The sequence below is a fragment of the Pseudoalteromonas sp. NZS11 genome, assembly GCF_015864765.1.
Classification (GTDB): domain Bacteria; phylum Pseudomonadota; class Gammaproteobacteria; order Enterobacterales; family Alteromonadaceae; genus Pseudoalteromonas; species Pseudoalteromonas arctica.
On sequence record NZ_JADYWP010000008.1, the window covers coordinates 26,513 to 38,724 of the forward strand.

Sequence of the window (12,212 nt, forward strand, 5' to 3'; positions counted from 1 at the left end):
GAGCAAGCTCCCTCTTTTGGTAAATTAAACGTCGTCCTCATCTTGGCTAAATAACGCATCAATAAAGTCATCGCTTTTAAAAGCGCGTAAATCATCAATACCTTCACCAACACCAATGTAACGAATTGGAATATTAAACTTATCTGCAACCGCAAAAATAACACCACCCTTTGCAGTTCCATCAAGTTTTGAAAGCGTAATACCTGTTAAACCAACGCATTGATTAAATAAGTTCACTTGGCTAATTGCATTTTGACCTGTGCCAGCATCAATGGTTAGCATCACTTCGTGCGGCGCATCAGGATCAATTTTTTTCATAACACGAGCTATTTTTTCAAGCTCTTGCATTAAGTTATCTTTATTTTGCAAGCGACCCGCTGTATCTGCAATTAACACATCTATATTACGTGCTTTTGCAGCTTGGAATGCATCAAAAACAACCGATGCACTATCTGCACCCGTATGCTGTGCAATAACAGGAATGCTGTTACGCTCACCCCAAACCTGAAGTTGCTCAACAGCAGCCGCTCTAAACGTATCGCCAGCAGCCAGCATAACCGACTTACCTTCGCTTTGAAATTGCTTAGCCATCTTACCAATAGTCGTTGTTTTACCAACGCCATTTACGCCCACCATTAAAATAACAAATGGCTTTTTATCTTTGGTAATGACTAAAGGCTGTTCAGCCGTTTTTAGCATCGCCGCCATTTCTTGTTTCATTAACTCATAAAGCGCATCACCATCTTTTAACTGCTTACGGTTTGCAGCATCAGTTAAGCTATCAATCAACTTCATGGTGGTATCAACGCCTAAATCGGCGGTGAGCAGCTGTGTTTCAAGATCTTCAAATAATTCGTCATCTATTTTTTTACCACTAAAAATAGATGCAAAGCCAGAACCTATATTAACGCGAGTTTTTAACAAGCCCTTTTTAAGACGAGAGAAAAACCCTTCTTTTTTCGGCTTTTCTGCTTTTTTAGCTTCTTCAATTGCAAGTTCTTCTGCAATGCGTTCTTGCTCTAAACGCTCATTTTCTGCTTTTTCAGCAGTAATGCGTTCTTGCTCTAAACGCTCATTTTCTAATTTTTCAGCAGCAATGCGCTCTTGATCTAAACGCTCATTTTCTGCTTTTTCAGCCGCAATGCGTTCTTGCTCTAAACGCTCATTTTCTGCTTTTTCAGCAGTAATGCGCTCTTGCTCTAAACGTTCATTTTCTGCTTTCTCAGCCGCAATGCGCTCTTGCTCTAAACGTTCATTTTCTGCTTTTTCAGCAGCAATGTGTTCTTGCTCTAAGCGCTCGTTCTGAGCTTTTTCAGCAGCAATACGTTCTTGCTCTAAACACTCACTCTGAGCTTTTTCAGCCGCAATGCGTTCTTCCTCTAAACGTTCATTTTCTGCTTTTTCAGCCGCAATGCGCTCTTGCTCTAAACGCATTTGCGCTTCTTGTTCTGCTAAACGTTTTGCTTGATCTTGTCTTTGTGCTTCAGCATCTGCTTGTTCTTTTGCTAATAACTCAGCATTCGCTTGCTCTATTGCAAGCTTTTCAGCCTTTACAGCTTCATCCTTTTTTTCAAGGCGTATTTGCTCTAGTCGCTCAGCCTCTATTTTTTCTGCAGCCAATCGCTCTTGCTCTAACAGCATCTGCGTTTCTTGATCGGCTAAACGTTGTGCATGTTCTTGTCTTTGCGCTTCTGCATCAGCTTGTTGTTTTGCAAGTAATTCAGCATTGGCCTGCTCAATTGCAATCTTTTCTGCGTTTTCAGCACGCTCTTGCTCTAAACGTTTTGCTTCAATTTGTTCAGAAGCAATACGCTCCAGCTCTAAGCGCTCTGTTTCGGCCTCTGCTTTTAAACGTTCAGCTTCAGCTTGCTCCTGCGCTAGCTTTTCTTGCTCTGAACGTTTAGCTTCAATTTTTTCAGCAGCAATACGCTCCTGCTCTAAGCGCTCTGTTTCGGCTTCTGCTTTTAAACATTCAGCTTCAGCTTGCTCCTGTGCTAGCTTTTCTTGCTCTAAACGTTTAGCTTCAATTTGTTCAGCAGCAATACGCTCCTGCTCTAAGCGCTCTGCTTCGGCTTCTGCTTGTAAGCGTTCAGTTTCAGCCTGCTGCGCAAGCTTTTCTTGCTCTAGCTTCTGCGCTTCTTCTTGCGCTAATGCTTGTTGTTTATCAGCGGCTGCTTTTTGCTCTGCTTCTTTTTTATCTGACTTGCCAAAACCGAGCCACGACATGAATTTACTTTTTTTTGTCATACTTGCTAATAACCACTTATAAAAATCTGATAAACTAAAATTTGAAATAGCTTGGCAATGCCCAGCAATAGTTGCTAATAAATACAACCATTCAAAACGTAAGTGTTCAATAGTAACACTTTTAATACGGTTGAAAAATGAAGCTACACGTAATCACCCATAATATTATCTGAGCTAGATACCATATACCATTTTTTAGTGAGCTAAATGAAAAAAAAAACAACGCAAAATAAAGCTACTAACAAGCCCAGTGATGGCTTTATTAGAGTGATTAGTGGCCAATTTCGAGGCCGAAAACTCCCTGTTAAAAATGTAGAAGGCTTAAGACCTACTACCGATCGAATTAAAGAAACTGTATTTAATTGGCTAATGCAAGATACGCGTGACACAAATGTACTTGATTGTTTTGCAGGTTCTGGTGGGTTAGGATTTGAAGCGCTATCTCGGTTTGCAAAAAACGCCACATTTATCGAGCTCGACTCGTCAGCTGCCAAGCAATTAGAACAAAACATTAGCACTTTAAAGCTCGACAACGCATACGTTAAACATACTAATTCACTCTCCTTTTTAGAGCAAAAAAACACAAACGAAGCGTTTAATCTTGTATTTGTTGACCCACCATTTCGTAAAGATTTAGCGCAAACAACCTGCGATTTATTAGAAAAAAACCAATGGTTAAGCGATGATGCATTAATTTATGTTGAAGTAGAAACAGAGTTAACCACCTTCAAGAACCCGAGCAACTGGTTGTTAATTAAAGAAAAAAAGGCAGGCCAAGTGTTTTGCAAACTCTACCAGCGCCAAGCAAATTAATACTGTTTTACATGATGCGTTTCTGTTAATATTGTCCTTTACATGTGGTGTTGCTTCGGATTACAATACCGCACCATTTTTGAACCACTTGATCAATGTTTGATCAACTTGAGCAACGCTCATAATTTAGGTAGGTGAATTTTTAATGCCAGTAATTAAAGTAAGAGAGAACGAACCGTTTGACGTAGCACTTCGTCGCTTCAAGCGTTCATGTGAAAAAGCAGGAATCCTTTCAGAAGTTCGTCGTCGCGAGCACTATGAAAAACCAACAGCTGAGCGTAAGCGTAAAAAAGCTGCTGCAGTAAAACGTCACATGAAAAAACTTTCTCGTGATAACGCACGTCGCGTTAAATTATACTAATATATTAGGTCTTGTATAAATGAGCCTTTTAATAACGCTAAAAGATGCGCAAAAAGATGCGATGAGAGCCAAAGACAAACAACGTCTTAACCCTATTCGTATGGTACTTGCTGCAATCAAGCAACGTGAAATTGACGAGCGCATAGAACTAGACGACGCAGGTATTACCTCCGTTATAGTGAAGCTTGTTAAACAACGTCGTGACTCTTACACTCAGTACAAAGATGCTGGGCGTGATGATTTAGCTGATATTGAAGCCAATGAAATAGTAGCACTTGAAACTTTCTTACCTCAAAAATTGAGTGAAGAAGAAATCATTGCTCTCATTGATGCGGCTATTGCTGATACTAACGCAGCAGGTATGCAAGACATGGGTAAAGTAATGGGTATAATCAAAAGCAAAGCCGAAGGTCGTGCCGATATGGGCAAAATCTCTGGTTTAATTAAGCAACGATTAACTGCCTAATACTCCCACATACATTAAAGTATGATTGAAGTGAACCGAGCCTTGCGCTCGGTTTCTTTGTTTTTAACTTTAATAAAAAGTACACCTACTAGGTTACTTTAAAATGAAATTTTTTATAGCTTCCCTATTTATTTTGTTATCATTTTGGTAAGTTAAAGCACGCTATACTTTGCATCAAGCTAGTATAAAAAAGTAAATTTCATATTCGTTATTCTTCTTATTATTTCAGGACTGTATTTTACTAATGGCTGGAAAGATCCCACGTAACTTTATAGACGATTTACTTGCCAGAACCGATATTGTCGACCTGATAGACTCAAAAGTAGGTCTAAAAAAAGCAGGTAAGGATTATCAAGCTTGTTGCCCATTCCATAACGAAAAATCGCCCTCATTTACCGTATCGCAAGACAAACAGTTCTATCATTGCTTTGGTTGTGGCGCTAATGGTAATGCTATTTCGTTTGTAATGGAGTATGAAAAGCTTGAGTTTGTAGATGCTATTGAAGAAATAGCAAGCATGCTTAACTTAGAAGTACCTCGAGAACAAGGCACAAACTCAGCACCAGAACGTACTGCTGCGCAAAAGCGCTCTGATTACGATTTAATGCTTCATACTGCGCGCTTTTATCAGCACCAATTAAAACACCACAGTAATTCTGCCGCCGTTATTGAATATGTAAAAGGCCGTGGTTTAAGTGGTGAAACAGTTAAAAAGTTTATGATTGGCTACGCTCCCAGCGAATGGGATGGATTATGTCTTCAGCTTGGCCGTAATAAAGAACAAAAAGAGCAATTGGTTGAATTAAAGCTAGCTTCAGAAAAAACACCAGGTAGACAATTTGATTTTTTCCGCGACCGATTAATGTTCCCTATTCGCGATAAACGCGGGCGTGTTATTGCATTTGGTGGCCGTGTAATGCAAGCCGACCAAGGGCCAAAATATTTAAACTCGCCAGAGACCCGAATTTTTCATAAAGGCTTTGAGCTTTACGGACTTTATGAAGCAAAGCAAGCCCATAAAAAACTTGAGCATGTAATGGTTGTGGAGGGTTACATGGATGTTGTTGCCTTAGCCGAGCAAGGGATTGAATATGCCGTTGCATCACTAGGTACCGCAACAACAAGCGAGCACATGCATACGTTGTTTAGAACAACAGATAAAGTAATCTGTTGTTACGATGGCGACAGAGCTGGCCGTGATGCAGCTTGGAGGGCGCTTGAAAACGCACTTCCTTATTTAAATGACGGTAAAGCACTGCAATTTACTTTTTTACCCGATGGCGAAGATCCTGACTCTCTTGTACAAAAAGAAGGTAAGGAGCAATTCGAATTGCGCCTAAGCCAAGCAGATGACTTTACCAAAGTATTGTTTAATAAATTAAGCCAAGAAGTTGATTTAACACTCGACTCAGGAAAAGCTAAATTACTCAGTGCAGCACTTCCACTCATTGAAAAAATCCCAAGTGAATTTTATCAAGAAAACATTCTTGAACAATTAGGGCGTTTAATCGGAAGAACACGTGAGCAATTAAATAACCGTTTAAAAACCCCAAAGCAACAGCATTCGATTGAACGTAAGTTTAAAATAACACCAATGCGTCAAGCGATTGGTATTTTAATTCAACATCCTAACTTAGCTAAAAATGTGCCATATTTACCTGAACTCGCACAAATGAATATTGCTGGTATAGGGCTATTATTACGCTTACAAGAGCAAGCTTTAGAAAAAGAAAGCATTACCACAGCGCAACTACTCGAATTTTTTAGAGGAACTGAAGATTACGAGCCCTTAATCAAGCTTGCAACGTGGCAACACGACATAAATGAAGAGCGTTTAGAGACGGTTTTTAAAAATACTTTCAAGTTTATTGAAGATCAGTGTTTAAATTATCGACTCGAGACCCTATTAATAAAGGACAAGACTCAAGGCCTTAGTAGCGACGAAAGACTTGAGTGTCATTTGTTAATGACAGCGTTAAAAGCCACTAACAGCTAGTCAAAATTGATTTAAACTGTTATACTGTGCTATTCACTGCGTCACATTATTCTAGTTGGCTTTAATGCAAACTACATGATGGCGCCTGTTGTATCAACTTATCAGAGTGGAAGAAACAATCTCTATGGATCCAACTCCTCAGTCACAATTAAAACTTCTGATTCAAAAAGGTAAAGAGCAAGGCTACTTAACTTTTGCAGAAGTAAATGATCACCTTCCACAAGACATTATAGACTCAGATCAAGTAGAAGATATCATAAGCATGATTAATGATATGGGTATCAAGGTTAGCGAAAACGCGCCTGATGCTGATGAATTAATGATGCAAGAAACAACGACAGACGAAGACGCAGCTGAAGCTGCCGCTGCAGCCCTTGCGACTGTAGAAAAAGAAATCGGCCGTACAACGGATCCGGTTCGCATGTACATGCGTGAAATGGGTACTGTTGAACTTCTTACACGTGAAGGCGAAATTGTAATCGCTAAACGTATCGAAGAAGGCATTAACCAAGTACAGATTTCTGTTGCAGAGTACCCTGAAGCAATCACTTACCTGCTAGAGCAGTGGGATAAGTTTGAAGCTGAAGAAATGCGTTTAAGCGATATCATCGTTGGATTTATCGATCCTAATGAAGATACAGCGCCAATTTCAGCAACTAATATCGGTTCAGAATTAAGTGCTAAGCAACTTGATGACGATAAAGATGACAAAGATGATGCTGATAGCGATGACGAAGATGAAGAAGAAGTAGACACAGGGCCAGATCCTGAAGAAGCGCGCATTCATTTTGAAAATTTACGTGATTTATACAATAAAGCACGTGATACGTTTGAAGCTAAAGGTCGTTCGCATCCTGAATCACAAGCCGCCATTTTTGAAATTGGTGAGCTTTTCAGAACCTTTAAATTAATACCTAAACAGTTTGACCGCATGGTAAATAACATGCGTGAAATGATGGATCGTGTTCGCGTTCAAGAACGTCTAATCATGAAACAAGCTGTACAAATTGCTAAATTACCGAAGAAAACATTCGTTAAGCATTTTGCTAATAACGAAACTGACGCTTCGTGGGTTGATTTAGAAATTTCAGGTAACGAAAAATACTCAGCTAAACTTGAAGAAGTTAAGCCAGAAATCATTCGTAGCATTAATAAACTATCTGTTATTGAACAAACAACAGGTTTAAGCATTGAGCGTATTAAAGACATTAACCGTCGAATGAGCATTGGTGAAGCGAAAGCACGCCGTGCAAAAAAAGAAATGGTTGAAGCTAACTTACGTCTTGTAATCTCAATTGCTAAAAAATATACAAACCGTGGCTTACAATTCTTGGATTTAATTCAAGAAGGTAACATTGGTCTGATGAAAGCAGTTGATAAGTTTGAATATCGCCGTGGTTATAAGTTCTCTACTTATGCTACGTGGTGGATACGTCAAGCAATCACTCGCTCTATTGCTGACCAAGCAAGAACAATCCGTATTCCAGTACATATGATTGAAACGATTAATAAACTTAACCGTATTTCTCGTCAAATGTTACAAGAAATGGGTCGTGAGCCAAATCCAGAAGAATTAGCAGAACGCATGATGATGCCTGAGGATAAAATCCGTAAGGTACTTAAGATTGCTAAAGAGCCAATTTCAATGGAAACACCAATCGGTGATGATGAAGATTCTCACTTAGGTGACTTTATCGAAGATACAACTATTGATTCGCCAATCGATTCGGCAACAATGGAGTCTCTTCGTGGCGCAACTAACGATGTACTTGCAGGCCTAACAGCCCGTGAAGCTAAAGTACTACGTATGCGTTTTGGTATTGATATGAATACCGACCACACCTTAGAAGAAGTAGGTAAACAGTTTGACGTAACACGTGAACGTATTCGTCAAATAGAAGCGAAAGCGCTGCGTAAATTACGCCACCCTTCTCGCTCAGATTTACTGAAAAGCTTTTTAGACGCTAAATAATTTAGCGCTACTATATAAACTAAAAAGGCCGCTATAGCGGCCTTTTTTCTATTTGAAGGAAATAATCATGGCTTGGATCCAAATTCGTATTAACGCCAATGCTGCAACAGCAGATGCAGTAAGTGACCTATTAATGGAAGCGGGTAGTGCTTCAGTAACCTTTATTGACGCAAAAGACACCCCTATTTACGAACCCAAAATTGGCACCGTTGTATTTTGGGCTGATACAACAGTAATTGGCTTGTTTGAAGCTAATCACGATATGAATGAAGTCGTTGCGTTATTGAAACGCCATGATGAACTAAAAGACAATTTAGTATACAAAATAGAGCAGCTTGAGGATAAAGACTGGGAACGTGAATGGATGGATAACTTCCACCCTATTCAATTTGGTGAAAGGCTATGGATTTGTCCAAGCTGGCGCGACATTCCAGATCCTGATGCAGTAAATGTACTGCTTGACCCTGGCCTTGCCTTTGGTACGGGCACACATGCAACAACGGCCTTATGTCTTAAGTGGTTAGAAAGCCAAGATCTAACAGGTAAAACGGTTGTTGATTTTGGTTGTGGCTCAGGCATTTTAGGTATTGCAGCTATAAAACTAGGCGCAGAGCGCATGATTGGGATTGATATTGATCCTCAAGCGCTTGAGGCAAGCCTCGATAATGCTAACCGTAATGGCGTTGCAGACAAACTTGAAGTATACCTTCCAGAAAACCAACCTGAGTTTACCGCCGACATAGTAGTGGCAAATATATTAGCCCAGCCACTTCGCGAATTGCACAGTGTAATTTTAGGTTTATTAAAGCCTGGTGGAAAAATTGCCATGTCGGGTATTTTAGAAGAACAAGCACAATCAGTTGCTGATATTTATGCACCGTTTATTGAACTAGATGACATTGCCGTTGAAGGTGATTGGACTCGAGTAAGTGGCACTAAAAAAGCGTAATAAACTGCATAACCAAATTTAGAGCATTAACTCAAAACCTGCATGTAAAGCCTGTATTTAACAGGCTTTACTATTTTTTTACATATTAAAAGTTTTCTGATTATTGTGTAAAAAATAAAACTTGTATAAATTTCAAACAAATCAACCTACTTGTCATGTGGTTATCAAATGTCAATACGAAAAGGGCAAAAAAAAGTTACTTTTGTTCAATTTATAGCCTTTGATTTTTGTGAAAAAAACCGTAAACTTAGCGCCCCTTGAAAAGAGGCCTATTGAATATAGTGCGTATCGGTAAATACCAACTTGAGAATAATGTAATTGTCGCGCCAATGGCTGGCATTACAGACAGACCATTTAGACAACTTTGCCGTCGTTTAGGCGCAGGGCTAGCTGTTTCTGAAATGCTATCGTCTAATCCTAAGGTTTGGAAAACGGAAAAGTCGATGAACCGTATGGATCACAGCGGTGAGTCGGGTATACGCGCTGTGCAAATTGCAGGAGCAGATCCTGAGCTTATGGCGCAGGCCGCACAATTCAATGTTGCTAACGGTGCACAGATCATAGATATCAATATGGGGTGCCCAGCAAAAAAAGTGAACAAGAAACTCGCAGGCTCTGCCTTATTACAGTTTCCTGAACTTGTGGAAGAGATTATTGATGCAGTCGTTAATGCTGTTGATATACCTGTGACACTTAAAATCCGTACAGGATGGGATCCGGATAACCGTAATGGTGTAGAGATTGCGAGAATAGCTGAACGTTATGGCATTGCATCACTTGCTGTACATGGGCGTACGCGCGCATGTATGTACAAAGGTGATGCTGAGTACGCCACGATTAGGGATATAAAACGTTCAGTGTCGATTCCTGTTGTTGCCAATGGTGATATTACATCACCAGAAAAAGCAAAACAGGTTTTAGACTATACGGGTGCAGATGCCATTATGATTGGCCGAGCCGCCCAAGGTCGCCCTTGGATATTTAGGGAGATAGACCACTATTTGCGAACTGGGGAACACTTACAGCCGCCTGCTATTGCAGAGGTGCGCAGTATTTTAATGGAGCATTTAACAAACCTCCATCTGTTTTACGGTGAGCCAATGGGAGCGCGAATTGCTCGCAAACATGTATCTTGGTATTTGCAAACCCATGACAGTGATGGTCAGTTTAGGCGAGTATTTAATGCGCTCGACAACCCACAAGCACAGGTCGTCGCATTAGAGCAATACTTTAAAACACTAGCAGCTAACTAAGAAAGAAAGAGACTTAATAATGTTCGAACAAAACGTGACTTCTCCATTTATCACTAACCCTCATGTTCAGTCACACGAGAAACCGCAGCCATTGCGTGATGCAGTAAAAAAAGCTGTTCACCACTATTTAAAGCAGCTTAACGGTCAAGATGTGCAAGACGTTTACGACCTTGTTCTTTCAGAGCTAGAAGCGCCATTACTTGAAGAAGTAATGACATATACACGTGGTAACCAAACTCGTGCAGCAATTTTACTAGGTATCAACCGTGGTACTTTACGTAAAAAGCTTAAAAAATACGGCATGAACTAATATGCTGGCTGTGATTTATCACAGCTAATTATTAAAAAAGCACCCTAGGGTGCTTTTTTTATGCCCGTAGTTTAATAGCCGAGTTGCAAAATGCTCACCCTCATCGGCGCTTTATAAGTCGTTTTTTGAGTTGTAATCAGTTAAAATGCCCGCTTCTAAGCTAGCTCATTAACTGAGGAAATCAAACTACAATGGATACTCATCGTCCCATTCGTCGCGCACTATTAAGTGTGTCTGATAAAACCGGTATTGTTGAATTTGCCCGCGCACTAGAAGCGCAAGGCGTTGATATATTATCAACTGGCGGCACATGTAAACTACTTGCTGATAACGGCATAAAAGTGACTGAAGTATCAGATCACACAGGCCACCCTGAAATCATGGATGGTCGCGTAAAAACTCTTCACCCAAAAATTCACGGCGGCATATTAGCCCGTCGCGGACAAGATGAAAGCGTAATGGCAGATAACAACATTTCTGCTATCGACATAGTTGTAGTTAACTTATACCCCTTTGCGAATACAGTCGCTCAAGAAAACTGCAGCCTTGAAGATGCTATTGAAAATATTGATATTGGCGGCCCTACAATGGTTCGTGCAGCCGCTAAAAACCACAAAGACGTAACAATCATGGTAAACGCGAGTGACTACGACCGTGTTATTAGTGAAATGCAAAACAATAATGGCTCTACTACATATAAAACACGTTTTGACTTAGCGATTGCAGCTTACGAGCACACTGCCGCATACGATGGCATGATTGCTAACTACTTCGGTAAAATGGTTCCTGATTACACCGAGGAAGCTGCTGTAGAGACTAAATTCCCACGTACTATCAATATGCAGTTCACTAAAAAGCAAGATATGCGTTACGGTGAAAACTCACATCAAGATGCTGCTTTTTATGTTGAAAGTGACATTGCTGAAGCATCAGTTGCAACAGCAACTCAATTGCAAGGTAAGGCCCTTTCGTTTAACAACATTGCAGATACCGATGCAGCACTTGAATGTGTTAAAGAATTTGACGTACCTGCGTGCGTAATTGTAAAACATGCTAACCCGTGTGGTGTTTCAATTGGGGACAATATTCTACAAGCATACGAGCGCGCTTTTAAAACAGACCCTACATCAGCATTTGGTGGCATTATTGCCTTTAACCGAGAGCTAGATGCCGCAACTGCACAAGCAATTGTTGATCGTCAGTTTGTTGAAGTAATTATCGCACCTAGTATTTCGAGCGACGCTGCAAAAATTGTTGAAGCTAAAAAGAACGTTCGTTTATTAGAATGTGGACAGTGGACAGGTAAAGCAGCTGGCCAAGATATTAAACGCGTTAACGGCGGTATTTTAGTTCAAGACCGCGATTTAGGCATGGTAACGCAAGGCGACTTAAAAGTTGTTTCTAAGCGCCAACCTACAGAGCAAGAACTTAAAGATTTACTATTTTGTTGGAAAGTAGCTAAGTTTGTTAAATCAAACGCAATTGTTTATGCCCGTGACGGTATGACCATTGGTGTAGGCGCAGGCCAAATGAGCCGCGTATACTCAGCTAAAATTGCAGGCATAAAAGCTGCCGACGAAAACCTTGAAGTTAAAGGTTCAGTTATGGCGTCTGATGCATTCTTCCCATTCCGTGATGGAATTGACGCAGCAGCAGCCGCTGGTATTACTGCGGTAATTCAGCCAGGTGGCTCAATGCGTGATGAAGAAGTGATTGCAGCTGCTGATGAAGCTGGCATGGCAATGGTACTTACTGGTATGCGCCATTTCCGCCACTAATCACACAAAGGGTTAAACGTTGGTTTAACCCTTTTTGTTTGCTATAAATTCACGTATTCTGATTATT

Annotated in this window: 10 protein-coding genes; 9 read left to right on the plus strand and 1 reads right to left on the minus strand. The window is 40.4% G+C overall.

Features of this window, described 5'->3' with window-relative positions; all coding sequences use genetic code 11:
• Positions 1-24: 24 nt before the first annotated feature.
• Positions 25-2,226 carry a signal recognition particle-docking protein FtsY gene (ftsY, locus tag I6E82_RS15415; RefSeq protein WP_442960254.1) on the minus strand — a complete coding sequence of 734 codons (2,202 nt, stop codon included), beginning with the start codon at positions 2,224-2,226 and terminating at the stop codon, positions 25-27.
• Between the two features lie 228 nt (positions 2,227-2,454).
• Here ftsY and rsmD point away from each other — a divergent pair, with 228 nt between their 5' ends.
• The 9 genes from rsmD to purH all read left to right on the plus strand — a co-directional run bounded on the left by rsmD (position 2,455) and on the right by purH (position 12,145).
• Complete coding sequence (gene rsmD / locus I6E82_RS15420; protein ID WP_197111583.1) at positions 2,455-3,060, plus strand: 16S rRNA (guanine(966)-N(2))-methyltransferase RsmD; 606 nt, start codon at positions 2,455-2,457, stop codon at positions 3,058-3,060.
• 145 nt (positions 3,061-3,205) lie between these two features.
• Entirely contained in the window at positions 3,206-3,421 is a 216-nt protein-coding gene (gene rpsU / locus I6E82_RS15425) for a 30S ribosomal protein S21 (protein ID WP_002957797.1), read from the plus strand.
• A 19-nt stretch (positions 3,422-3,440) separates the two neighbouring features.
• The gene (locus tag I6E82_RS15430) at positions 3,441-3,887 is read left to right on the plus strand and encodes a GatB/YqeY domain-containing protein (protein ID WP_007586535.1); all 447 of its coding nucleotides are present in this window, start codon (positions 3,441-3,443) and stop codon (positions 3,885-3,887) included.
• Between the two features lie 244 nt (positions 3,888-4,131).
• Entirely contained in the window at positions 4,132-5,883 is a 1,752-nt protein-coding gene (dnaG, locus tag I6E82_RS15435) for a DNA primase (protein ID WP_007586534.1), read from the plus strand.
• Positions 5,884-6,007: 124 nt separating this feature from the next.
• Entirely contained in the window at positions 6,008-7,855 is a 1,848-nt protein-coding gene (rpoD, locus tag I6E82_RS15440; RefSeq protein ID WP_007586533.1) for an RNA polymerase sigma factor RpoD, read from the plus strand.
• 67 nt (positions 7,856-7,922) lie between these two features.
• On the plus strand, positions 7,923-8,804 hold the full coding sequence (prmA, locus tag I6E82_RS15445) for a 50S ribosomal protein L11 methyltransferase (RefSeq protein WP_010553367.1): 882 nt from the start codon (positions 7,923-7,925) through the stop codon (positions 8,802-8,804).
• Between the two features lie 281 nt (positions 8,805-9,085).
• The gene (gene dusB / locus I6E82_RS15450; protein ID WP_010553368.1) at positions 9,086-10,057 is read left to right on the plus strand and encodes a tRNA dihydrouridine synthase DusB; all 972 of its coding nucleotides are present in this window, start codon (positions 9,086-9,088) and stop codon (positions 10,055-10,057) included.
• Positions 10,058-10,076: 19 nt separating this feature from the next.
• On the plus strand, positions 10,077-10,367 hold the full coding sequence (fis, locus tag I6E82_RS15455; protein ID WP_002957804.1) for a DNA-binding transcriptional regulator Fis: 291 nt from the start codon (positions 10,077-10,079) through the stop codon (positions 10,365-10,367).
• Positions 10,368-10,558: 191 nt separating this feature from the next.
• Positions 10,559-12,145: a bifunctional phosphoribosylaminoimidazolecarboxamide formyltransferase/IMP cyclohydrolase gene (gene purH, locus I6E82_RS15460; RefSeq protein ID WP_197118248.1), complete on the plus strand. Its 1,587-nt coding sequence runs from the start codon at positions 10,559-10,561 to the stop codon at positions 12,143-12,145.
• Positions 12,146-12,212 lie beyond the last annotated feature (67 nt).

Excerpts from the sequence above, each read along its gene's own strand:
- ftsY (WP_442960254.1), bottom strand. The coding sequence starts at position 2,226 with ATGTCGTGGCTCGGTTTTGGCAAGTCAGATAAAAAAGAAGCAGAGCAA.
- rsmD (WP_197111583.1), top strand. The coding sequence starts at position 2,455 with ATGAAAAAAAAAACAACGCAAAATAAAGCTACTAACAAGCCCAGTGAT.
- rpsU (WP_002957797.1), top strand. The coding sequence starts at position 3,206 with ATGCCAGTAATTAAAGTAAGAGAGAACGAACCGTTTGACGTAGCACTT.
- I6E82_RS15430 (WP_007586535.1), top strand. The coding sequence starts at position 3,441 with ATGAGCCTTTTAATAACGCTAAAAGATGCGCAAAAAGATGCGATGAGA.
- dnaG (WP_007586534.1), top strand. The coding sequence starts at position 4,132 with ATGGCTGGAAAGATCCCACGTAACTTTATAGACGATTTACTTGCCAGA.
- rpoD (WP_007586533.1), top strand. The coding sequence starts at position 6,008 with ATGGATCCAACTCCTCAGTCACAATTAAAACTTCTGATTCAAAAAGGT.
- prmA (WP_010553367.1), top strand. The coding sequence starts at position 7,923 with ATGGCTTGGATCCAAATTCGTATTAACGCCAATGCTGCAACAGCAGAT.
- fis (WP_002957804.1), top strand. The coding sequence starts at position 10,077 with ATGTTCGAACAAAACGTGACTTCTCCATTTATCACTAACCCTCATGTT.
- purH (WP_197118248.1), top strand. The coding sequence starts at position 10,559 with ATGGATACTCATCGTCCCATTCGTCGCGCACTATTAAGTGTGTCTGAT.